This window comes from Streptomyces sodiiphilus (genome assembly GCF_039529215.1).
In the GTDB taxonomy this organism is placed as follows: domain Bacteria; phylum Actinomycetota; class Actinomycetes; order Streptomycetales; family Streptomycetaceae; genus Streptomyces; species Streptomyces sodiiphilus.
This window is the reverse complement of record NZ_BAAAMJ010000058.1, coordinates 20,903-47,685: the sequence shown is the minus strand read 5'-3', so window position 1 is coordinate 47,685 and position 26,783 is coordinate 20,903. Positions and strand designations below refer to the sequence as shown.

24 protein-coding genes and 1 pseudogene are annotated in these 26,783 nt (G+C 70.2%); 15 read left to right on the top strand and 10 right to left on the bottom strand.

Annotation, left to right across the window (positions count from 1 at the left end):
• Nucleotides 1-60: 60 nt before the first annotated feature.
• The 3 genes from ABD299_RS21400 to ABD299_RS21390 all read right to left on the bottom strand — a co-directional run bounded on the left by ABD299_RS21400 (nt 61) and on the right by ABD299_RS21390 (nt 6,626).
• A complete protein-coding gene (locus ABD299_RS21400) occupies nt 61-2,964 on the bottom strand; it encodes a helix-turn-helix transcriptional regulator (RefSeq protein WP_344265176.1) in 2,904 nt (967 codons plus the stop codon).
• 159 nt (nt 2,965-3,123) lie between these two features.
• A complete protein-coding gene (locus tag ABD299_RS21395; protein WP_344265173.1) occupies nt 3,124-3,336 on the bottom strand; it encodes a hypothetical protein in 213 nt (70 codons plus the stop codon).
• An 83-nt stretch (nt 3,337-3,419) separates the two neighbouring features.
• Nucleotides 3,420-6,626 carry a type 2 lanthipeptide synthetase LanM family protein gene (locus ABD299_RS21390; RefSeq protein ID WP_344265170.1) on the bottom strand — a complete coding sequence of 1,069 codons (3,207 nt, stop codon included), beginning with the start codon at nt 6,624-6,626 and terminating at the stop codon, nt 3,420-3,422.
• 335 nt (nt 6,627-6,961) lie between these two features.
• Here ABD299_RS21390 and ABD299_RS21385 point away from each other — a divergent pair, with 335 nt between their 5' ends.
• The 3 genes from ABD299_RS21385 (at nt 6,962) to ABD299_RS21375 (ending at nt 8,599) form a co-directional block, all read left to right on the top strand.
• A complete protein-coding gene (locus ABD299_RS21385) occupies nt 6,962-7,588 on the top strand; it encodes a helix-turn-helix transcriptional regulator (RefSeq protein WP_344265167.1) in 627 nt (208 codons plus the stop codon).
• Nucleotides 7,585-8,244, top strand: a complete 660-nt coding sequence (locus ABD299_RS21380) for a helix-turn-helix transcriptional regulator (protein WP_344265164.1) — start codon at nt 7,585-7,587, stop codon at nt 8,242-8,244. The genes ABD299_RS21385 and ABD299_RS21380 overlap by 4 nt, the downstream gene beginning before the upstream one ends.
• A gap of 142 nt (nt 8,245-8,386) precedes the next feature.
• Nucleotides 8,387-8,599 (top strand): hypothetical protein, encoded by a 213-nt coding sequence (locus ABD299_RS21375; RefSeq protein ID WP_344265161.1) that lies wholly within the window; start codon nt 8,387-8,389, stop codon nt 8,597-8,599.
• Between the two features lie 24 nt (nt 8,600-8,623).
• On the opposite strand, the gene ABD299_RS21370 is transcribed toward ABD299_RS21375, so the two are convergent.
• Entirely contained in the window at nt 8,624-9,367 is a 744-nt protein-coding gene (locus ABD299_RS21370) for a class I SAM-dependent DNA methyltransferase (protein ID WP_344265158.1), read from the bottom strand.
• 314 nt (nt 9,368-9,681) lie between these two features.
• On the opposite strand from ABD299_RS21370, the gene ABD299_RS21365 reads away from it, so the two are divergent.
• Nucleotides 9,682-10,743 carry an ArsR/SmtB family transcription factor gene (locus tag ABD299_RS21365; RefSeq protein WP_344265155.1) on the top strand — a complete coding sequence of 354 codons (1,062 nt, stop codon included), beginning with the start codon at nt 9,682-9,684 and terminating at the stop codon, nt 10,741-10,743.
• Here the strand turns inward: ABD299_RS21365 and ABD299_RS21360 are convergent.
• A complete protein-coding gene (locus ABD299_RS21360) occupies nt 10,673-11,080 on the bottom strand; it encodes a flavin reductase family protein (RefSeq protein WP_344265194.1) in 408 nt (135 codons plus the stop codon). The two genes, ABD299_RS21365 and ABD299_RS21360, sit on opposite strands and share 71 nt — an antisense overlap.
• Between ABD299_RS21360 and ABD299_RS21355 the strand changes: the two genes are divergently transcribed.
• Nucleotides 10,971-11,213, top strand: coding sequence for a hypothetical protein (locus tag ABD299_RS21355; RefSeq protein ID WP_344265196.1), 243 nt, complete (start codon nt 10,971-10,973; stop codon nt 11,211-11,213). The two genes, ABD299_RS21360 and ABD299_RS21355, sit on opposite strands and share 110 nt — an antisense overlap.
• On the opposite strand, the gene ABD299_RS21350 is transcribed toward ABD299_RS21355, so the two are convergent.
• Nucleotides 11,206-12,486 carry a cation:proton antiporter gene (locus tag ABD299_RS21350; RefSeq protein ID WP_344265152.1) on the bottom strand — a complete coding sequence of 427 codons (1,281 nt, stop codon included), beginning with the start codon at nt 12,484-12,486 and terminating at the stop codon, nt 11,206-11,208. The genes ABD299_RS21355 and ABD299_RS21350 overlap by 8 nt on opposite strands.
• 32 nt (nt 12,487-12,518) lie before the next feature.
• Nucleotides 12,519-14,069 carry a tryptophan halogenase family protein gene (locus ABD299_RS21345; RefSeq protein WP_344265149.1) on the bottom strand — a complete coding sequence of 517 codons (1,551 nt, stop codon included), beginning with the start codon at nt 14,067-14,069 and terminating at the stop codon, nt 12,519-12,521.
• 356 nt (nt 14,070-14,425) lie between these two features.
• Between ABD299_RS21345 and sbnB the strand changes: the two genes are divergently transcribed.
• The 3 genes from sbnB (at nt 14,426) to ABD299_RS21330 (ending at nt 17,865) form a co-directional block, all read left to right on the top strand.
• Complete coding sequence (gene sbnB, locus ABD299_RS21340) at nt 14,426-15,490, top strand: 2,3-diaminopropionate biosynthesis protein SbnB (protein ID WP_344265146.1); 1,065 nt, start codon at nt 14,426-14,428, stop codon at nt 15,488-15,490.
• Between the two features lie 102 nt (nt 15,491-15,592).
• The gene (locus tag ABD299_RS21335) at nt 15,593-16,492 is read left to right on the top strand and encodes an AfsR/SARP family transcriptional regulator (RefSeq protein WP_344265143.1); all 900 of its coding nucleotides are present in this window, start codon (nt 15,593-15,595) and stop codon (nt 16,490-16,492) included.
• A gap of 275 nt (nt 16,493-16,767) precedes the next feature.
• Nucleotides 16,768-17,865, top strand: coding sequence for a LysR family transcriptional regulator (locus ABD299_RS21330; RefSeq protein WP_344265140.1), 1,098 nt, complete (start codon nt 16,768-16,770; stop codon nt 17,863-17,865).
• On the opposite strand, the pseudogene ABD299_RS21325 reads toward ABD299_RS21330, so the two are convergent.
• The 3 genes and pseudogenes from ABD299_RS21325 to ABD299_RS21315 form a co-directional block, all read right to left on the bottom strand.
• Nucleotides 17,824-19,656: pseudogene (locus ABD299_RS21325) on the bottom strand (ABC transporter permease); the annotation flags it as partial. The gene ABD299_RS21330 and the pseudogene ABD299_RS21325 sit on opposite strands and share 42 nt — an antisense overlap.
• Nucleotides 19,650-20,441 carry an ABC transporter ATP-binding protein gene (locus tag ABD299_RS21320; protein ID WP_344265137.1) on the bottom strand — a complete coding sequence of 264 codons (792 nt, stop codon included), beginning with the start codon at nt 20,439-20,441 and terminating at the stop codon, nt 19,650-19,652. The pseudogene ABD299_RS21325 and the gene ABD299_RS21320, both read right to left, overlap by 7 nt.
• Nucleotides 20,438-20,986: a 4'-phosphopantetheinyl transferase family protein gene (locus ABD299_RS21315; protein ID WP_344265134.1), complete on the bottom strand. Its 549-nt coding sequence runs from the start codon at nt 20,984-20,986 to the stop codon at nt 20,438-20,440. The genes ABD299_RS21320 and ABD299_RS21315 overlap by 4 nt, the downstream gene beginning before the upstream one ends.
• Before the next feature lie 408 nt (nt 20,987-21,394).
• On the opposite strand from ABD299_RS21315, the gene ABD299_RS21310 reads away from it, so the two are divergent.
• From ABD299_RS21310 to ABD299_RS21280, 7 genes are all read left to right on the top strand, one after another.
• Nucleotides 21,395-21,655, top strand: a complete 261-nt coding sequence (locus ABD299_RS21310; protein ID WP_344265131.1) for an acyl carrier protein — start codon at nt 21,395-21,397, stop codon at nt 21,653-21,655.
• Nucleotides 21,656-21,700: 45 nt separating this feature from the next.
• A complete protein-coding gene (locus ABD299_RS21305) occupies nt 21,701-22,939 on the top strand; it encodes a beta-ketoacyl-[acyl-carrier-protein] synthase family protein (RefSeq protein WP_344265128.1) in 1,239 nt (412 codons plus the stop codon).
• The gene (locus ABD299_RS21300) at nt 22,926-23,738 is read left to right on the top strand and encodes an alpha/beta fold hydrolase (protein WP_344265124.1); all 813 of its coding nucleotides are present in this window, start codon (nt 22,926-22,928) and stop codon (nt 23,736-23,738) included. The genes ABD299_RS21305 and ABD299_RS21300 overlap by 14 nt, the downstream gene beginning before the upstream one ends.
• A complete protein-coding gene (locus ABD299_RS21295) occupies nt 23,735-24,715 on the top strand; it encodes an acyl-CoA thioesterase family protein (protein ID WP_344265121.1) in 981 nt (326 codons plus the stop codon). The genes ABD299_RS21300 and ABD299_RS21295 overlap by 4 nt, the downstream gene beginning before the upstream one ends.
• Nucleotides 24,712-25,857 carry a beta-ketoacyl synthase N-terminal-like domain-containing protein gene (locus ABD299_RS21290; protein ID WP_344265118.1) on the top strand — a complete coding sequence of 382 codons (1,146 nt, stop codon included), beginning with the start codon at nt 24,712-24,714 and terminating at the stop codon, nt 25,855-25,857. The genes ABD299_RS21295 and ABD299_RS21290 overlap by 4 nt, the downstream gene beginning before the upstream one ends.
• A gap of 35 nt (nt 25,858-25,892) precedes the next feature.
• Entirely contained in the window at nt 25,893-26,249 is a 357-nt protein-coding gene (locus tag ABD299_RS21285) for an ApeI family dehydratase (protein WP_344265115.1), read from the top strand.
• A gap of 185 nt (nt 26,250-26,434) precedes the next feature.
• Nucleotides 26,435-26,779 (top strand): hypothetical protein, encoded by a 345-nt coding sequence (locus tag ABD299_RS21280; protein WP_344265112.1) that lies wholly within the window; start codon nt 26,435-26,437, stop codon nt 26,777-26,779.
• Nucleotides 26,780-26,783: the final 4 nt, after the last annotated feature.

The following is a 26,783-nucleotide window of genomic DNA, read 5'->3' as shown; positions in this document are numbered from 1 at the left end:
GGCGCCCCCGTTCCGGTTCCGGGGCGGGGGCGCCCCGCGCACCCGTCCCCACGGCGGAGGTCAGAACGACGCCGACAGATCGCACAGCGCGGACCGGTTGTGATGACCCGTCTTGGTGATGAGGCTCGCGATGTGCTTCTCCACCGTGCGCGGGGAGATGAACAGGCGTTCGGCGATGTCCCGGTTGCTCAGCCGCTCGGCAAGCAGCTGGAACACCTCGTACTCGCGCACCGTGATCCCCTGGGCCCGCAGGGACTCGGGGATACGGCTGGTGCCCGAGCGGTGCTGGTGCACCGGAGCGCCCATCCGCCGCAGCGCCGCGCGGCAGGCGTTGGCCACGTCGGGCACCGAGGACTGGTGGAAGTGGTGCTCGGCCCGGCGCAGCCAGGCGACGGGTTCTCCCCAGCCGTCCTCGTGCGCCGCCTCGGCGACGAGCCGCAGGCCCAGGTGCAGCGCGGTGGGGTAGGGGCCGGCCAGGCGCAGGGCCTGCTCCACCACCGCGGCCGCCTGTCCGGGCCGCCCCTCCCGGCCCAGCAGCACGGCCTCGGCGAGCAGGACGAACTGGCGGTTCCAGCGCATGCGGCCCGGGGCGGTGGCCGCGATCTCCGCGTGGCCCTCACGGCCGGCGTCCTTCGCCAGCACGTCCAGGAACAGCCCGATCCCGTAGTGGCCGCTGAGGTGATAGGTACTGGGATTGGCCCGTTCGAGGGCGGAGACGGCGCGGAGCTCGCGCACGGCACCGGACCGGTCCTCCTCCATCAGCGCGCAGAACGCGCGGGCCAGGCCGAGCGTCAGGGGTTCCTCCTGGGAGCCGCGGCCGTCCCATTCGGCGAATGCCGACAGCGCGAGATCCATCGCCGCCCGGTCGCCCTGATGGGCGGCCAGTGTCGCCTGGGCCAGCAGCACGTAGCGGATGGTGGGTGCCAGCCGCAGCCGCCGTACCACCGTCAGGCACTCCTCGGCGGCCGTCCGCGCGGCGGGGAAGTCCGCGCGCAGCACGGCGTCCAGGACGAGGATGCCGTCGATGGTGTGGACGATGGTGGCCGAGCCCAGCCGCAGCGCCTCGCCCCGGGCCGCGAGCAGCGGGGCGGTCTCCCCCTCCGTGAGCCAGGCGTTCCCCCCGAGGCGGGTCAGCGCGTACATCCGCTGAAGGGGCAGCTGGTGCTTCTCCGCGGTGTACAGGGCCCGCTCCAGCATGGCGGTGGCCTCGTCGAAGTCGCCTTCCCTGGTGAGGGTGGCCAGCAGCTCCCAGGCCTGGCAGACCACCGTGGGCAGGTCGTGTCGTTCCGCGGTGTGCAGCGCGGTGCGGGCGAGCTTCTCGGCCTGCTGACTGCGGTCCGGTCCCGGCGTGTCGAGTGCCAGATAGGCGGCCGCGACATCCACGGGCGCGGTGTGCCGCTCATCGGGAGCCGTCCCCAGCACGGCCCGGGCCCGCGCTATCTGCCGGTTGCCGTCGGCCCAGCGGCCCGCCACGTGGGCGACCTTGGCGAGGCGGGTGTGCAGGGCGGCGAGCCGCGGGGCGCTCAGCCCGGACCCGCCAAGTGCGTTGAGCTGCTCCGCCAGGCCGAACGCCCGGGTGAACTCCCCGGCCTCGGCGAGCGCCGGCAGCAATGCCTCCAGGACGCCGGCGCGGTGGGCGGTGTCCTGGGTGCCGGACAGCAGCCGTTCGGCCCGGTCGAGCAGGGCGACGGCCGAGCCGATATTGCCGTCGGCCAGGGCGCGGCGGCCCGCCTCGGCGAAGAGCCGGCCGGCTTCGGCGAGGTCGCCCGCTTCGAGGCGCAGGCCGGCCGCCAGGGAACACCACTCTCCCGTCAGTTCCGGGTGGAGCTCCTGGACGGCGTCCGCCGCCCGCCCGGACAGTTCGGCCCGGTTGGCCGGCGTCAGCTGGGTGAACAGCGCCTCGACGGTGAGCCGGTGCCGGAACGCGTACCAGTCGGGGGCCGGCTCGTCGGGCACCACGAGCTGGGCGGCGACCCCGGCGTGCAGGTGGGTGAGCAGGCCGCGGTCGTCGATGCCCGTCATCCGCTGCAGGACGGTCAGCGGGAAACGCCTGCCGAAGACCGCCGCGGCGGACAGCAGGGTGAGGCCTTGCGAACCGAGCCGGTCGATGCGCCTCAGGATGCCCCGGGCCAGGGCCGTCGAGACGTCGCTGCGCAGGTCGCCGACCACCGTCCAGCCCTCGTCCCCCCGGACCAGCGCACCGCTGCTGATCATCCCCTGCAGCAGTTCCTCCACCAGGAAGGGACTCCCGGCGCTGTCGTCCCACAGCCGGTCGAGGGCGGGGGCAGGCACCCGCTCGGGCTCGGTGCCGAGCTGGGCGGCGATCATGCGCCCGACCTCGGGGCGGGTGAGCGGGGGGAGCTCCAGCAGCGTGCCGACGCCACGCCGCTGGGCGGAGGCCGCGAGATCGAGAGCGTCGCAGGGCTCGGTGTGGATCGTGGCCAGGAGAAGCACGGGGGTGTGCTCCAGGTTGTCCACCAGGTACTCGACGACGGCGAGGGTCTCCGGGTCGGCCTCGTGCAGGTCCTCCAGGAGCAGCAGCTGGCCGCGTTCCCGCCCGGTGGCGATGAGCAGCCGGAGCACCGCCTCGCCCAGGACGAGCATCGAACTGCTCTCCTGGGTACCGGTGTTCCAGTCGGGTATGAGCCGCCCCAGCACCGACCGGTAGGGCCCCAGCGGGAGGTCGTCCAGTGGTTCGCCGCTGCGGAACAGCGACATCAGCGCTTCCGTCAGCGGCCTGAAAGGGACCGCGGGGCCGGTGGTGCTGCTGCGGCCGCGCAGGACGCGCATCCCGGAGTCGAAGGCGATGCCGACCGCTTCGGCGGCGAGCCGGGACTTGCCGATGCCCGCCTCACCGACGAGGAAGACGACGCCGCCGCGGTGTTCCCGCGCCTCGGGCAGAGCCCGCCTGAGCTCGGACAACTGGGAGTCTCGTCCGACGAGGTACGGCGCACGGGAACGCATGAGGGTACATGGTAGTTGATCGGCCACGCAGCGAAAGGGGCTGTCACCACGCCATTTTCGCGCAGGTGTCCGGCCGCGCGCCGCCGCGTCGCGACACGGCGGCGGCCCGCCCGGGCTCTTCCGTGACCCGGGAGGACCGCCGCCGTCCGTGACTGTCCGTCAGACGCCGTGCGGTCCGGAGACGCTGGTGTCCAGGGAGCTGAGGGTCACCACGATGCCGCTGGTCAGCACCATGCCCGCCAGGGCGCGGGTGCGGGCGCACGCCTTGTTCCGCCCGGACAGCGTGATCCTGCCGGCCGGGTCCTCGGTGCGCTCAACCGGGTCGGCGTCGTCGTTGCGGGCGGACACGGCGGCGGCGGGGAGCTGGTTCATGGTGGTGAGTACCTTTCTGCGAGACCCGGAGGGGATGGGGTGGTCGGTCGTGGTCGGTCGTGGGGACGAGTCGGGGGCAGGGGTCAGACGGTGGTGCGAGGGCCGTCCGGCGGACCGTCCTGCTGCCCGAGCAGCAGGACGGACGGAACGGCGTCCGGGAAGCCGAGCCTGAGCAGGCCGTAGCCGATGCCCGACAGACCCGTGAGCAGCCCGGGGGACGGGACGTGGTCGGGGGTGCCGCAGCGGTGGCCGTGCTGCTGGAGCCTGCCGAGCAGTTGCCCGGTGCGCCGGGACAGGGCGGACGCGGCGTCGTCGTGTCCGCGGGCGGCGAGCACGCCCAGCGCCTCCAGGATGCCGAGGCCGCCGTGCCGCAGACTCATGTCCTCCGGCTGGGGGGCCGCGCTCAGCAGCCGGGCGGAGCGGGCGAGCTGGGCTTCCGGGGCCGGCTCGCCCGCGGGACCCGGTGCGTCCGCCGCCGCCAGTGCCGCCCCGGAGAGCCCCGAGTGCCAGGTGAGGTCGCCGGGCCGGCGGACCGCGTCGGTCAGGGAGGAGCGCAGCAGTGCGGCGGCGTACGGCCGGGCGGCCGCCGCCACGGCGTCCGGGTGCGATGCCGGCTGCGCGGCGGCGTACCGCAGCAGTGCCCAGGCGATGCCGGCGTCACCGTGGGCGAACCCCTGGCGGGTGACGCGGTTCCCGGCCCGGGCCAGCAGCCGGCCGGCCAGTTGCCCGGCCAGGCGTCCGGCCTGTACGGACGCGTGTCCCGTGCCGGGCATCCGCTGCACAGCGAGCGTGGCGGCCAGTGCGCCGGCCAGGCCGTCGGCCAGGTTGTCGGCCGGCTCGTCCGCGGGCCCGCCGGTGCCGTCCTGGCCGGTCCCGGCCGCCAGTTCCAGGGCGGTCAGCGCGTCCGGGAGCCACTCGCCCGTCCCGTCCTGGAGCAGGGGAGCGAGCCGGGCCAGCGCGTAGACGATGCCGCCCAGGCCGTGCAGGGCACCGGGGCCGACGGCGGCGCTCAGCTCGGGCTCCTCGACCAGCGCGGACAGCAGCGCGGGAAGCGGCTCCACCGCCCTGCGGGCCAGCGCGGTGTACCGGTCCGCGCCCGCAACGGCGCCGATCTGAGCGAGGAACAGGGCGACTCCGCAGTAGCCCTGCGCGAGCCCGCCGCCCATCGGCAGAACGGACCAGTGCGTTCCGTCCACTTCCTCCAGGCCGAGCCAGTTGACCCGGCCGCTGCCGTGCACCGCGCGGGCAGCGATCTCGTCGGCGATGCCGCAGGCCGCGCTCAGCAGACGGGACGGCTCGGGCACCGCGGCGGGCGCCGGCTGTGCGGTCAGCTGTGAACGGGGCTGGATGGAGCCGGAGTTCGCTCCGGTGACGGCGAGTGTCGCGGAGATGACCCATTCCTGGTCGAAGCGGTCCACCTCGCTCATGGCGAGGATCTTGTCCTCCACGATCCGCAGGCTCGGGGCGGGCAGCAGTTCCTCGATGCGGACGTCGCGGGATGTCCGCACGGCCGTCTCGAAGGGGTAATGGAAGAACAGCGGCACGTCCCCGGACCACAGATCGGCGATCTCGTGCTCGATCAGACGCTGCCGGGCCGGGTCGTGGACGGACTCGGTCCACAGCACGGCGAACACGGAGTCCCGGGCCAGGGCGTCCCCCAGCGCGTCGGGATGGGTGGACTCCTCCAGCAGCGTCGTGTAGAGCCGGGTCGACCGTGCGATGAGGCGCCCGGGGGTGGTCGCCCAGCGGGTCAGACAGCCGTCGCCGGTCAGGAGTTCGCCGCGGTTCCGGCCGATCGCCTCGTAGCCGGCCCGGAACCCCTCCAGCAGGGCCGCCCGGTGGTCGGCGTGGCCGGTCGTCCGGCCGCGCAGCAGCGGACGGTTCTGTGCCGCCGGGCTCGCGACGGGTCCGCGGACCACCCGCATCGTGTCGGTGCCGGCCCCCTCCCAGCGGATTCCGTCGCTCGGGAACGCCTCACCGGTCGCCCCGCCCAGGGCGGAGATGTCCAGCGCGCCGTTCTCCCCGATCAGCAGCTGCGGCAGCAGGCACGTCCGGTGCACGGAGTTCTGCAGGACCTCCGCCGCCGGGTCCGGCCCGGCCGTCACCGCCGGCGGAAGACCGGAGTGCAGCAGCGTCTCGGCGTCCACCAGCACCGGCTGGTCCGCGCAGGCGATGACGTTCTCGTAGTGCATGTCCGCGCCGTCGACCGCGTACAGCAGGGCCAGCAGAGCCCCTTGACGCCGGTAGAAGCGGTCCACATCGGTGACCGACTCGCAGCCGCGGTACTCGATGAACTCCAGCCACCCGTAGCCCGCCCCGCGCACCACCCGCGGGGTGCGCAGACCCAGTCCCGGCACCTTGCCGTTGAGCCACCCCACCGCACGGTCCAGCAGTGCGTGCTGGTCCAGGGGACGGGGCTTGTAGACGACGGCGGCGCCGCCGTCGAAGTGCAGCAGCGCGACGGACCGGTTCTCCTGGTGCACGTCGCCGCGGCCCAGGTCGAGCCGTACCAGCGCGCCCGGGTCGGTGCCCCGCAGCAGTCCCGCCACGATGGCCTCGCGGTCGGCGGCGAACCGGTTCACCAGTTCCGCCGTGGCCCGGGCGGCGAAGACGCAGGACTGGCCGAGCATCCGCGCCAGCACCGGATAGCGGGTGAACAGAGCGGCCAGGCCCTGCCGGGTGCCAAGGAGCCCGGTGAACGAGGCGAACCGCTCGTGCGGGGTGCCGCCCGCCAGCCGGCCCGCCTCGCGGGCGATGCTCAGTTCCTTCACCAGGGTCCGGGCGGCCTGCCGGGTCAGCCGCTCGCCGAGCTGCTCCTCGAACGCCGTCCGCACCGCGTGGAGTTCCGCTGCCCGCAGGGTGGTCCCGGCGGCCACCTCGGCCCAGGCGGGGCCGATGAGCGGCCGCAGCGCCGGCAGGAACACCGCGGCGCCCTCCGCTTCCGTAACGGAGCCGCCCGTGGCACGGGGCTCCTCGGGAGCCTCGGCCACAGCCCGCTCGACGTACCGGGCCCAGTCGGGTTCGCCGGTCCGTGCGCCCAGCTGCTCGGCGCTCTCCGCGGCGAGGGCTTCGAGACGGTCGTCGTCGAGCTCCAGGAACGCCCGGCGGGCGGCGAACCCCGCCTCGTCCCCGATGCTCCACGGGGCAGGGCGGCCGGAGAGGGCGGTGGCCCGCGCGAGTGCCGGGGGAGCCGGCGCGGCGAGCCGCTCCTGGAGGGTGAGACCCGCGGCCCACCACCAGCGGGGCAGGGCGCGGACCTCGGCTTCTCGGACAGCGGCGGGATCAGTCACGTGGAACAACCTCGCAGAGCCCGGGCCGCGCCACATGGGGGGACAGCCCCCATATTCCGGCTGCCCGCCCCCACCCGGCCCCCACCTGCCGGTCCGCGTGGTGGGGGAGTGCCCTGTCCCCGCCCCGAAGCCGGCTCCGGGATCCCCGCCCCGGGCGGCAGCGCCCCCGCCTCCCCGGGGCCCGTGCGTGCTGCCCGTACCGCCCCCCGGCACCGGCCTCGCCAATATGGGGGACGGGGCCCGATGCGGCGGGGGGCCCGCGGGCGGATTCTGCTGAGCAGTGCCCTACGACCCGCCGGCCCGACCGAGCCGGCAGATCACCTTGGGAGGAAACGGTGGGAGACCCCGTACCCGTCAGCGTTGTCGCACTCGACCCGGTGCTGGAAGCCGGCACCAAGAGCACTTTGCTCACCTGCCCGGACCTGTCGCTGACAGTGCCCGGCGAAGAGCCGCGTGTCGTGGTCATGATTGTCGACCGGGTGGGCCCCCCGGAGCTGGACGTGCTGCGTACCACCCGCGACGCCTCCTCCCGGCCCGACGTGGTCCTCGTGGCCAGCGAACTGGCCCCCAGCGAGGCACTGCACGCCATCGCGGTCGGTGCCCGCGGACTTCTGCGCCGCCGGGAGGCAGAGGCCGCCAGACTCGCGCGCGCCGTCCTGGCCGCCGCCCGGGGCGACTGCACGCTCCCGCCCGACCTGCTCGACAGACTCCTGGAACACTCGGGTACCCGGGGGACGTCCTTCGGCGACGCGCGCGACGGCTGGGCCGCCGCGGGCCTGAGCGACCGGGAACGCTCCGTGCTGCGCATGGTCGCCGACGGCCACGAGACGAACGAGATCGCCCAGGAGCTGTGCTACTCACCGCGCACCGTCACGACCGTCGTCCACGACATCACCCAGCGGTTCCGGCTGCGTAACCGGGCCCACGCCGTCGCCTACGCACTGCGGGCGGGACTGCTGTGACCACCGTCGCCGAACCCGTACGCGAGACAACCCAGATCTGTGTCCGCCTCGCCGCCACGCGCGGCGGCGAGGGCGAAGCACGGCTGGGCCGCCTGACGGGCCTGCTGCGCGAGGCCGGCATCGGCCTGGTGAGAGCGGACACGCACGACGGAGACGCCGTGCTGGTCGCCGCCGCTGCCACCGTCGAGGACGCCCTCGCGGCCGTGCCCGCGCCCGCGGACGCCCGCCGGATGCTGGCCGTCTGCGACTCCGTCTCACCCGCCGGGCTGGGCAGGGCGATCAGGGCAGGAGTCCCCGCCGTCCTGCTGGCCGACGACGTCACCCCCGCCCAGTTGTCCGCCGCCGTCCACGGCGCGCACCACGGCGACGGCCGCGTGCCGTACACCGCTCTGGTACGGCTGCTCGGCGGCGCCGGAACCCACCCCGGGAACCCCGGCACCGGACACGGCCCCGCGCCCGGGACCTCCCCGCTCACCGCGCGCCAGACCTCGGTCCTCGCGCTGATGGCGGAGGGCCACCGCAACGCCGCGATCGCCCGGGCGCTCTCCTGCTCCGAGCACACGGTCAAGAACGTCATCTACGAGCTGATGGGCCGCCTCCACGCCCGCAGCCGCGCCCAGGCCGTGGCGCACGCGGTCCGCAGCGGCCTGGTGTGACCCGGCTCCCCGGTGCGGTGCCCGGCCGGCAAGTGGGCGGGCACCGCACCCACGCGAAACTGTCACCGGGTGTGCCAGCATGGAAAGCGCCGTGCGCGTCGCCCGGCGAAGGGGAAGGGACAGCCGGAGGGAGGGGACAGCCGTGCGGGAACACTACTACCGGCTGCTGTACTGGAAGCGCCGGCTCCTGCGGGGCCTTCCGCGCCTCCGGCCGCGCGGCGGTGTCCGGGGACCGCTCCGCCGGGTGCCGCGTCCGCTGCTGGTCTTCACCCTCGTCGTCCTGGCTGTCCTGGCACTCTCGCTGGCGCTGAACACGCTGCCCCCGCCCCTGGCGGCCGCGGCATCCGGCCACTGAACGGTTCCGCCGGCCGAGGAACGCTCATCCCGCCGGCCGGTGCCCGACGAAGAGAGTGCGGCCCGCCGGGCCGGACTCCTGGGCCGAGGTGACCCGGAAGCCGGCCTCGCTCAGCAGCCCTCGCCAGGTGGCGGCCGTGAACAGGCCGGTCACATGTGTCTCGTGAACCGTGTGGATGCTTCCGTCGGCCTCCCGCAGGGTGAAGGTGTACTCCGTCCGCACGGTGGTCGAGCCCGGTTCGGGGGGCAGGTGCCACTCCAGATAGCGGGCGCCGCGGCCGTCGGGCGCGTCGCCGCCGCCGCAGTCGGTGCCGGGCTCGAAGGTGCCGGCGAGGTGATCGGGGAAGAAGACGGCCACACCGCCGGGCCGGCAGTGCTCGTAGGCGGTGCGGAACGTGGCGGACAGGTCCTCCGGCGTCGTCATGTAATCGATCGCGTCGTGCACCAGCACCGCGTCGAAGTCCCGCCCCAGCCGCACGTCGCGCATGTCGCCCACCCGGTGCTCCACACCCGGATTCAGCTCCCGGGAGACGGCGAGCATCTCCTGCGACAGGTCGACGAGCGTCATCGAGTACCGCGACCGCAGATGGAAGGCGGTGTTGCCGCCCCCGCTGCCGAGTTCCAGAACGTCCCGCACCGGTCGCTCGGCCAGGCGGAACAGCTCACCCGCGGCTCTGGCCTCCTCGTCGTACTCCTCGACGGGGGAAATCAGCGGCCACCAGCGGGCGAGATCCCCGTAGAGGCGTTGCTGCGGATCGAAGGAGGACATGTGTTCCTGCTCTCTCACCGCCGGGCGAACCGCTTCCGGGCACCACCGGCGGCTGGCCGGTGCCCTGTCGCGGATCGTACGCCCGCGGGACCGGGCCCCTCGCGGTGACCCGCGCGGCCTGCCGCACTGACACCCGGGGCCACGGCCGTGGAAGTCAGTCCCGTGTCAGCAGAGGACCGGAACATACACCCGGAGGTCATCTGCTCGCTCACACGCAACGCGACCGGGGACCGGTCACGGTCCGAAGGCCGGTGTTCGTCCACGGCTCACGGATCGCCGGCTATCACCGGCAGCACAAGGCGACGGGGGTTACAGTGCTGCGGATCCGTTTCACCACCACCGACATCGCGCGAACCCGGCTCAGGCCCACCCTGGGACCACTCGTCGAGACGGCCTGTGCCGCCGGCCTGCTGGCCGGATATCCGGCCGCGCCCTACGCCCGGTGGAACCGGCTGGTGAGCAAGCGCGTCTCCGGATTGCCGGCGTCGCTGCTGCACGGGGTCGGCGCGGGTGACCAGGACGCACTGCTGCGCCAGGTGCTGCGGGGTGCCTGCCGACCTGTCCCCCCCGAGGAGCAGCCGGGGCAGGCGCCGTGGCTCAACGGGTTCCTGGCACAGGTCTGGCGGGTGGCGGTGGCGCCGTACTGGGAAGGCATGCTGGCCTATCTGGAGGCGGACTGCGAGAGCCGGGGCCGCTGCATGATGGCTGGGGGCACCGAACAACTGCTGAAGACCTTGCATCCCGGCATCACGTGGCGGTCCCCCGTGCTGGAGGTGCCCGGCGGGCCGGACGAAGAAGTCACACTGGCCGGCCGTGGCGTGGAACTGGTCCCCTCGGTGTTTCTTCATCACCGGCCGGCCGGCCTGTGGCCTTCACCGGGAGACGGCCGGCCGGTCCTGCTGTTCGCCACACTGCCCCGGCGGGGAGGTGCGCCCAGCCCCTGGCCGGAGTCCGTCGCCACCGAGCAGGACCTGGGAGCTCTCATCGGACACACGCGCGCGGCTGCGCTGCGGGCGCTGCGCGCCACGTGCACCACCAGTCAGCTGGCCGAGCGTCTCGGCATTTCTCCTGCCGGTGCCAGCCAGCACACGGCGGTGCTGCGGCAGTCCGGACTGATCACCACCCGGCGGATCCGCAACAGCGTGCTGCACACGGTGACTCCTTTGGGAGTGGCCCTTCTGGAGGGGCAGTCGGCACGAATGACCGCGGGGGCGCGGGCGGACCTCCGGCCCTGGGGACCACAGCGGGCTTCGGCCGGCCGTGCGTCCTCGTGGGCCGGTCACAGTGAGCCGGACGTTGCGGAGGTCAGTCCCGGGACCAGGATCGGAACTGCCGCATCCCGTACAGCAGCGGAGCTCGGGACAGCCGATGGGTGATGCGACGGGTACCGCCGAAAACGATGCGGTGGTCGCCCACCTGCTGGGTGAGCACCACCTCGCAGTCCGCCACGGTGTGCGCGTCCCGGACGAGGTGCGGTCCGCAAGCCCCGGCCCCCTCTTCCCAGGCAACCATCGCGAAGCGCCGGGGGTTTCCGGATGCGAAAAGCTCCGCCGTCTGCTGTGCGTCCTCGTGCAGCAGATTGAGTGCGAAAGTGCCACTCTTCATGATCGCTTCCAGCGTAGGGCTGCCATCGCGCAGGCACACCAGCAGGGTCGGCGGTTCCAGCGAGACGCTGCACACCGAGGAGCAGGTCATCCCGCGTGGATCGCCGATGTGGTCGGTGGTGGTGACCACCCCGACCCCCGAGGGGAAGCTGCTCATCATTCTCCGGAACCCGTCGGCGGTCACCGGGGCCGGCACGGAGGTGACACCGGCCGCCGGCCTGATCGTGGACTCGTTCATCTGATACCGCTTTCTGTCTCGGCGGGAGCGCTACCGGCATCCGGGTGTCCAGCCTTGCTGTCGAGAAGGTCCAGCAGGGGTCCTGTCATCACAGTGGTGGCCAGTGCCATCACGATCAGCGCGAGAACCAGTGGCGCGGCCAGCAGCCCTGCCTCGTACCCGGCCTGCAGCACGATGAGTTCAGTGAGGCCGCGTGTGTTCATCAGAACCCCGACGCGCGCCGCGGCACCCGGGGCATGGCCGCCCAGCCGGGCACCGGCGTACCCGCCCAGTCCCTTGCCCGCACAGCCCAGCAGGACGGTCAGGCCCACGAGCATCCAGGAGACGGATGCGAACGCCTGCTGCAGTACCGTGATGCCGGTCACCACGAAGAACGCGGGGATCAGAGCACGTCCGAAGCGGGAGACCGCCGTGACGGCCCGCCCCCAGGGGGCGTCCGGGCCGCCGGGAACGGCCAGTCCGACCAGTGCCGCACCCAGTATGGAGGTCATGCCCATGTGCTCCACTGTGAACGCCACGCCCAGCGCGGCAGCGGCGAGCAACACCGCTGTGCCCCTCGGCAGGCGTCGGCACATCACCCGTGCCGCGTCGAGACGCAGGATGTACCGGATGGCCAGCGCGCAGACAACTCCTGTCAGCAGGGCTCGCGCCGAGTGCATCGAGGACGTGTGGTCCCCGGTGCCGAGACCGATCGCGACGGTCAGCAACACCCACCCGACGACATCGATGACCACGGCTGATCCCAGTGCGGCCTGCCCCGCGGCAGTCTCGCTGATGCCTCTGTCGGTCAGGATCCGGGCCAGCACGGGAACAGCGGTGATGGACATGGCCACCGCGACGATCAGCAGGAACGCGAGGAACGGGGCGTTCCCTCGTACGGCGGCATCGTCCGTGGCGACGATCCAGCAGACGAGCAGCACTCCGCTGAGCAGCGGCGCGACCAAGGCGCCGGCCGCTGTCCAGACGGTTCCGCGAGAGGGTGAGCCGCTGCCCGTCCGCAGCTTGTGAGCCAGACCGACCAGGAAAAGGATCAGCCCTGTCTGGCCGATCAGAGTGAGCACGTCGAGTACGGTCCCGGGAAGCAGCACATGAAAGGTCTCCTCGCCGAACAGGAAGATCACGGCAGGCCCTGCCAGCAGACCGGCAATGATCTCCCCGATCACTCGGGGCTGGTGCATGAGCCGGGCTGTTCTCCCTCCTGCCGCGGCGATGAACAGGACGACGCTCAGCGCAGCGCCTGTGTGCAGGAGGTGTACACCGAGGTCGAGTCCGCCCATTCCCGGGGTCCTTTCCGGCGGGGAACTCGGCTTCAGCCCAGGCGGGTGAAGTAGTCGTAGGCCGCCGGGAGGACATCGACGAGTTTTTCCGTCTTCTGCCGGATGGCTTCGAACTCGCGTGCCGCGGCCCTGGGGTCGGACAGGGCGAGCGCCGGCGAGGGGTTCAGCTCGATTCCGCCCATGCCGAGGAGAACGCACATGTACGAGTACGGCGGCAGTCCGTGATAGTAGGGGTAGACCGTCTCGGTGTTGGGAAGCTGGGTCTTCCACTTCTCCAGACGTTCGGCAAGTCCTTCGGGCAGAGGCCGGGTCTTCGTGTCACGCCAGTACTGGTTGTCTGCTCTCTTCGCGGTGGCGTAGTGCACGGTGAGGAACTCCCGAACTCCCTCCATGACATGCGCGACGGACTGGTTGTAGAGGTCGCGGTGAGCCGGGTTCCAGTCCTCCCCCGGGAAGTTGTTCACCAGCTGCTCGATGGCGTGGTGAATGAAGAAGATCCCGGTGGACTCCAGCGGTTCCACGAAACCGCTGGAGAGGCCGATACCGACACAGTTCTTCACCCAGGAGTTGCGGCTGCGGCCGATCCGCATACGGATGTGGTTGGCCTCCGCATCGGCGGCGGCGGGCCCTACGAACTCCCTCAGAGTGCGTTCAGCCTCATCCGGGGATATGTAGTCGCGGGCGTAGACGTAGCCGGTGCCCACCCGGCCGGTCAGCGGGATCGTCCAGATCCAGCCGGCGTCCTGGGCAGTGGCCGTGGTGCATGGCAGGATGCCGCGCCGTTCCATGTCCATCGGGACTTGAAGGGCGATCGCGCTGTCGTTGGGCAGGTTCTCCTGGAAGGAGAGGAACGGCTCTTCGAGCGCCTTGTTCAGGAGCAGGCCGCGGAACCCTGTGCAGTCGATGTACAGGTCACCGGTGATGTCGCCGTGCTCGGCAGTGCGTACGCTGCTGATCCATCCGCGCTCGTCGAGTTCCACGTCCCGGACGTCGTCGACGATGTGTCTGACTCCACGCTCCACCGCGTAGGCGCTCAGATACTTGGCCAGCAGAGCGGCCTCGAAGTGATAGGCGTAGGGGAACTGTGTCCTGCCCTGGTGCTCCGACATCGTCAGGCCCTGCATCTCCTCGGCGCTCTCGTCGTAAGGAGTGTCCAGCAGGGCCCCGTTGAGATGCCGCGGACTGCGGCCCGCGTCGATGATCGAGGCCATCGCGAAGCAGTCCTTGTCGAACCTGTCGCTCGGTCTCTGCTGGAGCCACCAGTCGGTGAGCGGGAACCCGTTGACCGACCGCATCTGCTCGAAGGGGTGGTAGAAGTAGTGACCCGGCTCCCGCCAGTTCTCGAAGCGGACGGCAAGTTTGTACGTGGCGTTGCATGCCGGCATCCAGTCGCTCTCCTTGAGTCCCAGGAACTCGAAGAAGTGGCGGATGTCGCTGAAGGTGGCCTCTCCCACGCCGACGGCTCCGACCGTTCCCGACTCCACGAGAGTGATGTCGATGCGATCTCCGAACGCTGCTTTGAAGTACGAGGCGGTCATCCATCCTGCCGTTCCGCCGCCCACAATCACAACCTTGTTGAGCACTGATGACTCCCCATCTGTGGGTTTATGGCTGGTTTCCGGCACCTCATGCCGGGCTGTCGATGTGGCGTACAACTCCGGACCGGCCGGGGTGGCGCCACCGAAGAAGAACGCTACGCGCAAAGACCAGGGGGTGCCAGGTCATTAAGGCCGGATTTAAAGATGCAGTTGAAGAAGGTGTTGCGAGCTTGTTCCGACAGATTCTCCGGGGGGGATCGGGCAGCTGGTGAGCAGTGTCAGCGGGCTGTCAGGTGCAAGTGCCACAATCTCTTTGCGGGGAGTCCGAGGGGCTGCTTTCCTGGCAGTTCCATGCTTCCTCGCGGGTCGGTATTCAGTTCCTGAGAAGTGAGGTGGCCCCCATGTCTCCCAAGGTCGTCGTGCCGCATTTTTCTGTCATATCCGGCGCGCAAGTATCTCGTGTCCTCACGGGAAACGAGACACGCACGATAAAGTTGGTGGAGGAAGCTTATCGAGCTCATGGTGACGGCGGCACGGTGAATCCACCGTCGTACTTCCTGTCCTTCCCTGACCGCACTTCTTCGCGCATCATTGCGCTTCCGGCTTCGGTTGGCGGCAGTGTGCGCGTCGACGGGATCAAGTGGATCTCCAGCTTTCCGGAGAACATCAAATCCGGTATTCCCAGAGCCTCGGCGGTGCTCGTTCTCAACGACTACGACACCGGATATCCGTTTGCTTGCCTGGAGAGCTCCATCATCAGTGCGGCACGGACGGCGGCCTCTGCGGCGCTTGCCACCGACTGGCTCACCAGGGAGCGTGTCAAGCCACGGCGTCTGGGGTTCGTCGGCGCAGGTCTCATAGCCCGGCACATCCATACGTATCTCGTCGCTGCCGGCTGGGACTTCGAGGAGGTGGGGGTGTATGACCTGTCAGCGGAGAACGCCGCCGCATTCCGCTCGTATCTGGCGGCCGGTGAAGCGTCTGTGCGGGTGAGCGTCCGGCAGGATGCGGAGGACCTGGTCAGGTCGTCGGACCTCGTGGTCTTCGCCACGGTCGCCGCACAGCCACATGTGCGCGATCCTCGCTGGTTCGCGCACAACCCGTTGGTACTCAATGTCTCGTTGCGTGATCTCGCCCCGGAGGTACTGCTCGAGTCGGCCAACGTGCTGGACGACGTGGAGCACTGTCTGAAGGCCGGAACATCGCCGCACCTGACGGAACAGTTGACAGGCAGCAGGGACTTCGTCGACGGGACCCTGGCGGACGTCATGGCAGGGAGCGTACGAGTGCCGGCGGACCGTCCGGTCGTCTTCTCCCCATTCGGTCTGGGTGTGCTCGACCTCGCGGTGGGCAAGTCCGTCTACGACCGGGTGCGAGCCGACGGCGACCTGCGGGTGGTGGAGGACTTCTTCCACGAACTGGACCGCTACGGAGTGCCTGGACACACGGGCGGCCCGAGTAGCTGAGCTGCCGCCAGGTCTTCTCGGAGCACGTGCAGCCGCCTGATCCTCCGCAATGACTCATACCAGTAGTCCGAAGCCGGGACCGCAAGATGGTATGGCCCTTGAGTGGGTGTTCCCGGGTCATTATCGAGTGAGACCAACTTCGACAGGGGGATCGCTTTGGAGATCAAACTCCTCGGCTCCGTCGTGCTGGCCGGAGAAGGAAGAGAGTCCGCAGTCGTCTCACAACGCTCCAGTGCTGTCCTCGCGATGCTCACCCACACTCCTGGAGTGCCTGTACCGTCCGATCAGCTGGTGGACGAACTGTGGGGGGGCCGGGTGATGGCGAACGCAAGGAACGCCCTCCAGGTCAACGTCCGCAGACTGCGGAAACAGCTGGAGGCGGCATCCGGGAGACCGGGGAACCAGATTCTCCGCACGGTGAACAGTGGATATCTACTCGATGTTCCACCTGATCGGATCGATGCTCATCGTTTCCTTGCTCTCGCCGATTCCGGGGCCAGGTCCGTCGGATCGGAGCCCGAGGCAGCGATCCAGGCTCTGGAGTCCGCGCTGGCGCTGTGGCGCGGGCCCGCGCTCGTCGATGTCTGTGAAGGCATGCGCTGCCGAATCCAGGCAGCTCATCTGGAGGAGAGGCGGATCACCGCCTACGAGGATCTCACCGCAGCCCGGCTGGCGGCCAACGCGGCCAGTATCCCCGTCTCCGTTCTGAGGCAGCTGGCCGCGGAGAACCCGGGCAGGGAAAGACTTGTGGAACTCCTGATGCTGGCCCTGTACCGGGAAGGGCGTCAGACGGAAGCTCTGGATGCCTTTCACCAGGCCAGGCATTGGCTCGCCAGCGACCTGGGCCTTGAGCCGGGACGCGCCCTGCACTGTGCCTATCAGGCGATTCTGCGTCAGGACCGGGATCTCGGGGAGCCGCGGCGCGCTCTGGTGCACTCGGCGGTGCCGGCGCCCGATCCGCTTCGCGGGTTCACGCACCGGATGTCCGTGCAGGCGATGTGACAGCGGACTCGCCCGGGGGCGGCCTCCTGGTCTTCTGCCCGGCCGGTGCACCCCTGCACAGGCCGGCAAGGATGGGCGGCTGCGGCGGGAGCCGGTACCGGAGCACGGACGCCGGCGAACGACGGGGAAAACGCTGGTGGGGGAACGTCCTGGCCGAGTTATTCCCGTCGGCCGAGGGGTCCCTTTCGAAGAGGGCCCGCGCCCTGTGGACTGATCTACATCACCCCTGCTAGCGTTCGAACAGGCTTACACGTATTCAAGCTCAGGGGGTATGTGTGAACGTCGAACTTCGTCATGCCAATATTGTCGCCGTCATCGGTCGGGCAGGAAGTATATCCAAGGCGGCAGTGGAACTGAATTTGCCGCAGTCCAGCCTGACCGCTCAGTTACGCAGGATCGAGAGAGCTGTAGGGGGAAGACTCTTCAGCCGCACCCCCAAGGGGGTCGTGCCGACATCTCTCGGCGAGCATCTGATACCGATGTTCGCCGAGCTCGTCGAGCAGGCTGATCAAGTCATCGCAGAGGCGGCATCCTACGCTTCCGACACCTTCCGGTTCGGCAATGCCGAGTGGACTCCGCCGTCCTTGCACAGCGCTGTTCAGAAGGCGTTGCCGTACCGAGAGGTGCAGACCGAGACTCTCCACCCGGTCGCGGCCGTCGAGGCCGTCCTCGGTGGTGTGCTGGACGCGGCAATGGTCCCCAGCATGGAACAGGTGGCACTGGTCGATGTGCCGGAATTCGCACTCTCCAAGGCCACGATCGTGAGTGAACCCGTCTGGGTCGCACTGCCCAAGGGCCACCCCCTGGTTCAGAATCCCGGCATGGAGACCGCCCACCTCGGCTCGCTGCCCTGGGTCCGGTACAGCCAGGAGCACTGGTTCCGCCCCATCGAGCGTCACATCTTCGCGCAGTTCAGCCGGTCGGCTCTCGAGGTGCTGCACTATGTCGACAGCCACCACGAGGCGATGAGCTGGGTGCGAGATGCGGGTGCAGCTGCCCTGACCACGCCCGTCGGGGCGACACGCGACGTTCGGCTGGTACCTCTTTCCGGTTCGGCAAGGATCGAGCTGCTGCTCGTGTGGCGCCGCGACTCGGTACCGCGAGACACACAGAGCCGACTGGTCGAAACGATACGGCGCTACTACGGCGAATACGCCCGGAGCATTCCGCGCTACTGGTCCTGGATCGTCGAGCATCCCGAGGAGTTCCCCGAGCTCAGTCCTCTGGCTCCGGCCTCGTTCTCAATGGACGGCCACGGCCTCTGCCGGCCGGGTCCGCAGGGCGTACCGGGTCGCCAGCAGGCTGGCTGCAAGCGTCACCGCGCCGATGAAGCCGGTGATCACGAGGTAGACCGACATCGGGCCGTGCGGTAGCCAGTTGCCGTCCAGGGCGATCCCGAAGGGCACCAGCGTCGCCGCTGCCACGAAGCTGCCCAGGACGATGCCGACCGCCGCGATCAGAACCGCCTCCATCGCCATCATCCGCATGATCTGACCGGTGGTGGCGCCGACGAGCCGCTGAAGCGCGAATTCGCGGCGCCGCTCGGTCGCAGTTACCAGCAGGGTGTTGACCAGGGAGATCATCGCATAGCTGATGACGGTGCCGGACAGCAGGTAGTTGACCCAGGCACCGACTCCCTCGCCCCCGCCCACTCGCGCCAGCGAGGTCTCGAGATACACCAGTGCGGTGGCCAGTCCGGTGGCGAGCATCACGGGAGTGGCCGCTGCGGCTGTACGGACGTGCCGAAGACGGGCGTTGTCCGAGGCCAGGCAGCCGGCCACACCGCCGACGGTTCTCAACGGCCGGGCGAGCAGAGCGGTGACCGGGCGCGTCAGGCCGGGGGCCAGCAGGGCGACGCCACAGGCCCACAGCATCGCGGAAGGCCCCGCGGTGCTGGACGCGACCGGGCCGGTCATGGCGGCCACGGTGACCAGGGCCAGTGCCGTGGCGCCGACGAAGCAGAGCAGACCGAGAACCACTCGCGGCCTGCTGCGCCAGCGGTCCTGGAGTGACGCCTCCCCGAGAGCCTCCCGCGGGCTGGTCACGGCAGCGCGGCGTGAGGCGACGTAGGCTGCGACCAGCGACGTGGCCAAAGACACGCCCGCCGCGACGGACATCGGAAGCCACCCGGCACGGTAGGCGATCTCGGGCGGGACGATGCCACCGCGGGTGAGCTGGTCGAACATCAGCAGTCCCGCATACATGCCTGGCAGGAGGCCCAGACCGATCGCGCCCAACGACAGCAGCAAAGTCTCCCCCATCACCATGCGGCGCAGCTGTCCGGGCAGCGCGCCGACCGCCCTCAGCAGCGCCATCTCGCGCAACCGCTGCTGGACGACGAGGCCGAGCGTGGAGCCGACGATGAACATCGTCACCATGACGGCGATGCCGCCGAACACGGCGGACATCGAGACCAGTTCTGTGGTGGAGTCAGAGGCTCCGGGAAACTCCGCCGATCCTCGGGCATCCCCGGTGAGCACCTTGGCGGGCCGGTCACGCAGCGCGGCTTCCAGCGTCCGGGCCAGCTCTTCCGTGCTCGTGCCCGCGGCAGCGAAGACGGCGATGGCGTCCGCTGATTCCGGAGAGTCCGCGAGCCGCGCGGCTTCCCGGTCGGTGAGGTAGAGGGTGCCGTCGGCCCCGGGGGCCGTGCCGTCCAGCAGCCCGGTCACCCGGACCGCTTGCGTGTGCCTGCCGGAACCGGTCGCGGTCAGTCGCAGGGTGTCGCCGGCGGACGTGCCGAGCTGCTCGGCGAGCCGGGCATCCAGGACGGCTTCGCCCGGTCCCCGGGGCGCGGCGCCCGTGGCGAGTGCGTCCGCCGAGAACAGTGCGGAGGACCAGCCGCGCCCGGCCAGAGCGGTACCGGGCTCCAGCACGTCTCCTTGCGCGATGGCCGTGAAGGAGACATCGGGCAGTGCCTGTTCCACACCGGGCAGGGACCGGATCTCACGGGCCAGCGAGAGCTCCAAGGAGGGGCGTGCGAAACCCTCACCGGTCACCACCACGGGGGGCGCCGAGAACCGTTCGGGCGGCGTGGCGGCCCGGATTCCCGTTTCGAAGAGGCCTCCGCAGGCCACGAGGATCGTGACCCCGGCGAAGAGCACAAGGAAAGGGGCGAGGAAACTCCCCTTGCGGAAGCGGAGGGTCTGCAGGGCGAGCTTCAACATCGGCCGACTCCTTCGCCGGCTCGCGGGGAGGCGCTCCAGGCGCCCAGATGGGTCATCCGCTCGGCGATGGTGTCGGCTGACGCGCCCTTCATGTCGTCGACGATCCTGCCGTCGGCGAGGAACACGGTCCGGTCCGCCATGGACGCGGCCACAGGGTCGTGGGTGACGATGACGGTTGTGCGCCCCGCCTCGTGCACCGCTTCCCGCAGCAGGAGGAGGATCTCACGCGCGGACCGGGTGTCCAGAGAACCGGTCGGCTCGTCTCCGAAGATCACCGTCGGTTCGGTGATCAGCGCTCTCGCGATGGCGACTCTCTGTTGCTGCCCGCCGGAGAGCTCGGCCGGCCGTTGCCCCCGCCGGTCGGCCAGACCGACCCTTGCCAGTACCTGGTCGATCCGGTCGCGGCCGGGCTTGGCTCCTGCCAGACGCAGCGGGAGACCCACATTGTCAGCGACCGTGAGTGCGGGCAGCAGGTTGAACGCCTGGAAGACGAAGCCGATGTTCTCCCGTCGGAAACGGGTCAGTTGCTTCTCCCGGAGGCCGGTGATCTCCTGGTTCCCGAGGACGACGGAACCGGAGTCCGGCCGGTCCAGGCCCGCGGCGCACTGGAGCAGCGTGGACTTGCCGGAGCCGGACGGCCCCATCACGGCGGTGAAGGTTCCGGTGCGAAAGGTGACGGTCACGGAGTCGAGAGCGACCACCGGACGCCGGCCGGTGACGAACGTGCGACGGACACCGCTGAGGCGAACGGCCGGCAAACTGCCGTCCGAGAATGTGGTGTTCATGCGGCGCTCCCCCCGGAGGACGGCTCGTCGTCCTGGCAGCGGACATCGACAGGTGGCAGCCGGGAGTGCCGGCCCAACACGGCGACTGCCAGGAGGACACCAGGGCGGACATGCCGGACGGCCACCGTGGGCCGGTCCGCTCCGGGCCGAGCGGGCAACGGATGCGCCGGAGACGGCCGGAAGCGGGACCGGGGAAGAGTAGCGGGCCTCAGTAGTCCGCCGTCCGCCAACCCGGATCCGATGGCTTTGCCCATCGCCTCCTTCTGCGTCCACAGCCAGAAGAAGGCGTGGGCACGGTCCCGCTTCCGTCGGCTGCGAACCCAGGCCGCTTCTTCCGAGGTGAACCAGCGATCGGCGAGGCGTTCCGCGGGTACCGGCCGGACGACCTCCACGTCGACCCCCAGCGGGGCCAATGTCGTGAACCCGAGCGCGGCATACCCCCGGCCGTGACTGAGACTGACGTGGACGCCGTCGCCCAGGCCGGTGAGCCGGGGCCTGCCGCCGGACTCGTGCCCCAGCCGCAGCCTGCCGTGCTCCAGTTTCATGAGCCGTCCCGTGGCCTCCAGCACTCTGGAGCGAGAAGCGGAATCCGGCAGGCCCCGGTTCGGGGTGACCACTACCGTGACCCGCCCGGGGGAGCACGGTAAGGAGAGCGGATGTCGGTGGGATGAGGTGATCGCAGGGGCAGTCATCGGCTGTCCAGCCAGTCCTCGTCGTCGCCCCTTCCGTGGCCGCGAGGGCACGGAGAGGCTGATGGTGTCACAAACCGTGCTCATGATACGTACGGAGGGTATTCGGCGCCAGGTGATTCAGCGACCGTCGAAGGACGCAGGTCACAACTGTCGGCCCCACAGCTCACGAGCGCCGGTGCCTCGTCAGGCCGGCGTCAGTACCGCGTCAGTGGAGACGAGAAGTATTCCGGACGTTCGCCGCACTCACCAACTGGAGGCGCAATGCCCGGTACGGCCGTCGTCACCGCCGAACAGCGCACGCAGATCAAGGAGATCGTCTGCGAGATCCTCGAGCTCGAGGAGGAGGAGGTGTCGGACACCAGCCTCTTCAAAGAGGACCACAACGCGGACTCCCTGGGGGCCATCGAGATCCTTTCCTCCCTGGAGCGAACCTTCGGCATCGAGATCGACCAGGGCGAACTTGTGCGCATGGTCAACATGAACGGCGTCATCTCTGTTGTCCAGGACAGCATGGGCCGGTAGCCGATCCCTCCGGGCAGGTCCGGCTCATGACAGAAGGGCATCAGCGTGGGTAGCGATCGGCGATCGCCGCGACGGGTTGTCATCACCGGTCTGGGGGCTGTCACCAGTATCGGCATCGGTCCAAGGGAGTTTCTCGCCGGATTAAGGGCCGGCCGCAGCGGTGTCAAGCCCATCAGCTCCTTCGACACCCGCGGCTACGCGCACTCCAACGGTTGCGAGATCGATGCCTTCGACCCAGGAGAGTGGATCGAGCGTATCGATCCCGCGGAGCTCGGGCGGGCCAGTCAGTTCTCCGTGGCCGCGGCCCGGATGGCCGTGGAGGACTCGGGCATGGAACAGACCGTGCTGCGCAGACGCAGGTCGCTGGTTTCCGTGGGGACCACCGACGGAGAGTCCCGGGACCTCGACGACCTCATGGCCGGGCAACTGGAGCACGGCCCGGAGTCGCTCGATCCGCGGATCGCGCGACGCTCCGCCGCTCAGCTGCTCTCCACGAGCGTCGTGCGCGAGTTGGCGCTGACGCGGGTGCAGGCCGTCACGATTCCGACGGCCTGCGCCGCCGGGAACTACGCCATCGGCTCCGGCTTCGACGCCATCCGGACGGATGAGGTGGATATCGCCCTGTGCGGGGGCGCGGATGCGGTCTGCCGGAAGACATTCACCGGATTCTACCGGCTCGGCACCATCGCCCCCGAGGTCAGCCAGCCATTCGACGCCGACCGGAAAGGCATTCTGACAGGCGAGGGCGCCGGCATCCTGCTGATGGAGAGCCTGGAATCGGCGCGGGAGCGCGGTGCACGGATCTATGCGGAGGTGCTCGGTTACGGACTCAACTGTGACGCGCTCCACCCCGTGGCTCCCGACCGCGACAGCCTGGCCGCCTGCATCCGGCTGGCGCACGACAACGCCGGGGTCAAGCCGGAGGACATCGACTTCATCTCGGCTCACGGCACCGGCACCAAGTCCAACGACGTGACGGAAGCAGGGGCCATCCGGCAGGTGTTCCCCGTCCCCCCGCCCACTGTCTCCATCAAGTCCATGCTCGGCCACACCATGGGGGCCGCGAGTGCTCTCGCCTCGGCCGCCTGTGCCCTCGCCATCACCGAGGGGTTCATACCGCCGACCATCAATCACCGCAGCACTGATCCGGAGTGCGGACTGGACCCGGTCCCCAATCGGGCCAGGCCTTCCGAGGTGCGCATCGTGCAGAACAACGCCCTGGCGTTCGCGGGCAACAACGCTGTCCTGATTCTCGGAAGGTGCGCGTCCGATGGGGGCCGGTGAACCGGCAGGCCGGCTGCGGCGCAGGAGCGAGTCCGCCGATCCGGTGAGGGTCCTGCTGTTGCACGGCCTCGGCGGGAGCCCGGGTGTGTGGGACCCGTTGGTGCGGAGGGCCGAGCCTGCCCTGGAACTGTGGGACGCGGAGCTGCCGTGGGCCGGAGCGCTCGGCACCGCCGGCTGGGATCTTTCCTTCGACCCGGCGCAGTACATCGTCGATCTTCTGGAGGACCGGTACGACGCGGTGGTGGCTCATTCCTACGCGGCGAATCTGCTCACCGAAGTCACCGCTGCCGGCCGGACGGCACCGCGCCCCTCCGTGCTGATCAGTCCCTTCTACCGGGCCAGCCCCGGGGACTTCGACTGGTCGGTGATCTCGTACTACCTCAATGACTTCCACCGTGTCTTCGAAGAGGCCCTGGAGGTGGGCGAGACCGGGCGGTACGCCAAGCCCCACCGTGACTGGATGGCCCGGAGGCTGCGCGACAGCGTTGGTCCCTACGGCTGGATGAGGTTCTTCGAGACGTATCTGCGCTCCCCGTTCCTCGATCTGGCCGCAGTCCGAGCCCCACTGCTGGTCCTCAGTGGTGAGAAGGACGTTGCGGCCAGGCCGGCGGACGGCCGGGCGCTGGCAGCCGGTGTGCCCGGCGCCCGCTTCGTGTGCCTGCCGGGCAGCCGGCACTTCCCGATGGTGGAGGACCCGGTGGGCCTGACCCGTCTGGTCTGCGACTTCCTGCGCACAACCGCACCGGTCACTCCCGGCAGCGCTGCCGTACCTCAACCCTTCGAACGGGAGATCAGATGACGACCGACACCGCCGTCGACAACACCGTAACCGGAACGCCGGACGAGACCCGGCTGGAGATCCGCCCCCGCTACGAGGGGTCGAACATCTGCACCTGGATCGGTTTCAAGCATGTGAACTACATGGTCGAGGAGGCGGTCTACGACCACCTTCGCAAGGGTGGCCACGCACCGGGTCTGCTGTACGAGCGTCACGGCCTGGGAGTGGACATCACGGACCTCGACACCAGGATCCGCACGGCACTGCACATCGATGACGTGGCGTCTGCCCGAGTTCGGCGGGCCGGCAGCAGGGACGGCGCGTTGCGTCTCGTGGTCGAGATGACGGTCGAACGTGACGGCCGGCCAGTCAGGGCGGTCGTCTCCAAGGTCGCCGTCCAGCTGCGTCTTGACCCGCGTGGGCACGCCGCGCAGACACCGCCCGCAGAACTCGGCGAATTCGTGGTGAACCGGCTGGGGCCCGGCGGCCGTGCGGTGCCGTTGCAGGACGGCTGCGAACCGCTCGAGCAGCTGACGGCCGGACGGAACGCCTTCGGCTGGGCCTGGCGGATGCCGTACTTCTACTGTCACTTCACGGAGCGCGTCCAGATGTCGGGCTATCTGCGGCAGATGGAGGAGGTCGTCGACCTCTTCCTTGAGGACCGCGGGGTCTCGATCAAGACACTGCTGGATGAGCAGGACTGGATTCCGGTCGTACCGCGGTCCCGGATCAGCATCCTGGACGAGGCGAGGATGGAGGAGACGCTCTACACGGTCTTCACGGTCGAGCAGGTCTTCAAGCGCTTCACCTGCACCGCCCGCATGGACGCCTACGTCCTCCGCGACGGGATGCTGGTGCCGGCCGCCACCGGCACGATCACCCACGGCTGGGCCGTGATCGAGAACCGCCGGGACTGGAGCCTTGTGGACTTCGACGACCGGCTTGTCAACGCCCTCAGCGGCAAGCCGGGCAAGGCCGTGGGGAGGGGACCGGCGTGACACCGGCCGTGCCCGTGACAAGGCCCGGGCGGGACGGGGCCGCGGTCCGCCCCGCGGAAAGCCTGGTCCTCTCCGCCTGGTCGGCGGTCTCGCCCTTCGGGACGGGCGCGGCCTGCTACCGCGACGGACTGCGGGCCGACCGTGGTGCCGTCACGGACCTCGATCAGGAGGTCTTTCCCGGCCCCTATACCCGCGCGGGCGTGGTGCCGGACTTCAGCGCCGCCGGTGCCCTGGGCAGGAAGGGGACCAGGACCATGGACCGCGTCACGGCGCTGGCCGTCTCGGCCTTCGGGAACCTGCTGGAGAGCTGTGCGCCCGGCCTGCTGGACCGGCCCGAGCGTGTTGGACTGGTCCTGGGTACCGGTTCCGGAAGCGTGCAGAGCATCATGGACTTCACCCGGGACTCGCTGACCGGGGAGCGCCCCTATCTGGTGGACCCCGCGCGTTTCCCCAACACGGTGATGAACCGTGCGGCGGGACAAAGTGCGATCTGGCACGGCATCAAGGGCCCGAATACCACGGTGTCGGCCGGCTGGCTGACCGGGCTGCACGTACTCGGCTACGCGGCACGTCTGCACCGGGGCGGACACTGCGACCGGGTGCTGTGCGGATCGGCCGAGGAGTACTCGGTCCAGCGGGCGTGGCTGGAGTGGCACGCGGCCGGTCCTGGCCTGCGGCCACCGCTGGCCGAAGGGTGTGCGGTGTGGCTGATGGAGACGGATGCCGCGGCGCGCGAGGCGGGACGGACCCCGCTGGCTCGTCTGCTCGGCACCCGGTTCCGCGGCTGTCAGGAGGCGGAGGAAGCCCCCGCAGCGCTGTCCGCCTGTGTGCGCGAAGCCCTCGAGTCCGTGGGGGCCTCCGCCCGAGATGTCCGCCTGGTGGTCCCGCTGGGCGCCGGGGGAGAGGAGCGGACAGTACTGGACGCGTTGCCGGGGGCCGACCCCGTCCGGATCGGGTGCCGCCGGCTGCTCGGGGACGCGTCCGCGGCTGCGACGGCGTTCCAGATCGTGGCGGTGCTCGCCCGGGCCGAGGACCGGCTGTGGAGTGACGGCGCGCTGGCCCTGGTCACCGGAGTGGACCGGGACGGCACCGTCGGCTGCGCCCTGCTGGGCGCCGGGCCCGGCAGCGGTGCGACCGGATAACAGCCGACCGCTATTCAGGAGAAGGAGGAGCTGCTATGGACGAGGCCGCGTCCGTACGGCAGGCCGAAGCCGGGGATGCCTTTCGCGCGACGGTGACCGTGGGAGGGGAGGAGCCCTTCCTGGCCGGCCACTACCCGGGCTTTCCCCTGGTCCCGGGCTTCTTGCTGGTGCAGTACGTGCACGACCTGGTGACCCGTTCCGCCGGCCTGCCGGAAGGACCAGTGGTGCTGGAGCGGGCGCGGTTCTTCGGCCCGGTCGGCCCAGGAGAGCAGATCGGCATGGAGGTGCGACTGGTCGGCGGTCAGGGGGAGGTGCGGGCCATGGCGGAACTGACCACCGGAGCCGGCCGCGCTGCCCGTGTGACCTTGCGGTACCCGGGGGGACACCGGTGACCGGAACAGCTCCTGTCCTCGCCCGCATACCCCACCGCCCCCCGGCACTGTTGCTGGATCGCGTCGCCCGGGTGGAGCCGGGCCGTGCTCTGACTGCTCAGTGGAAGCACGATCCCGGCAGCTCCGGACCTTTCTCCTCACGGCAGCGGACACCGGGCCGGAGCGCGGAGGCGACCGGCTGCCCGATGGGACTGCTGCTCGAGTCGTGGACCCAGGCGGCGGCCGTGCTGGCCTGCTGGGACCGGCCAAGTCCTGACGTGCGTTCGGGCCTGCTCGTGCTGCTGGCAGCGGTCCGCGACACCCGGTTGGTCGCACCGGTTCCCGAGGGGGCGGTGGTGACCCATGACGTCCTGGTCGTGAGGGACCTGGGCAACACCTTCCTCGTGGCCGGGGAGAGCACAGTGGACGGCTCCACCGTCCTGGAGGCCGGACAGGTCACCCTTGCCCTGCGCCCGGCGGAACAGGTGCCCGGGGCCGGCCCGGCCACAATCCCCGCGGACGAACCGTCTGCCGAACGAGAAGGGCCCTGACTGC

What these genes read in the sequence shown, in the direction of transcription:
- ABD299_RS21400 (WP_344265176.1), bottom strand. Translation starts at nt 2,964, where the DNA reads ATGCGTTCCCGTGCGCCGTACCTCGTCGGACGAGACTCCCAGTTGTCC.
- ABD299_RS21395 (WP_344265173.1), bottom strand. Translation starts at nt 3,336, where the DNA reads ATGAACCAGCTCCCCGCCGCCGCCGTGTCCGCCCGCAACGACGACGCC.
- ABD299_RS21370 (WP_344265158.1), bottom strand. Translation starts at nt 9,367, where the DNA reads ATGTCCTCCTTCGATCCGCAGCAACGCCTCTACGGGGATCTCGCCCGC.
- ABD299_RS21355 (WP_344265196.1), top strand. Translation starts at nt 10,971, where the DNA reads ATGATCGCTTCCAGCGTAGGGCTGCCATCGCGCAGGCACACCAGCAGG.
- ABD299_RS21350 (WP_344265152.1), bottom strand. Translation starts at nt 12,486, where the DNA reads ATGGGCGGACTCGACCTCGGTGTACACCTCCTGCACACAGGCGCTGCG.
- sbnB (WP_344265146.1), top strand. Translation starts at nt 14,426, where the DNA reads ATGTCTCCCAAGGTCGTCGTGCCGCATTTTTCTGTCATATCCGGCGCG.
- ABD299_RS21320 (WP_344265137.1), bottom strand. Translation starts at nt 20,441, where the DNA reads ATGAACACCACATTCTCGGACGGCAGTTTGCCGGCCGTTCGCCTCAGC.
- ABD299_RS21315 (WP_344265134.1), bottom strand. Translation starts at nt 20,986, where the DNA reads ATGAAACTGGAGCACGGCAGGCTGCGGCTGGGGCACGAGTCCGGCGGC.
- ABD299_RS21310 (WP_344265131.1), top strand. Translation starts at nt 21,395, where the DNA reads ATGCCCGGTACGGCCGTCGTCACCGCCGAACAGCGCACGCAGATCAAG.
- ABD299_RS21300 (WP_344265124.1), top strand. Translation starts at nt 22,926, where the DNA reads ATGGGGGCCGGTGAACCGGCAGGCCGGCTGCGGCGCAGGAGCGAGTCC.
- ABD299_RS21295 (WP_344265121.1), top strand. Translation starts at nt 23,735, where the DNA reads ATGACGACCGACACCGCCGTCGACAACACCGTAACCGGAACGCCGGAC.
- ABD299_RS21285 (WP_344265115.1), top strand. Translation starts at nt 25,893, where the DNA reads ATGGACGAGGCCGCGTCCGTACGGCAGGCCGAAGCCGGGGATGCCTTT.
- ABD299_RS21280 (WP_344265112.1), top strand. Translation starts at nt 26,435, where the DNA reads ATGGGACTGCTGCTCGAGTCGTGGACCCAGGCGGCGGCCGTGCTGGCC.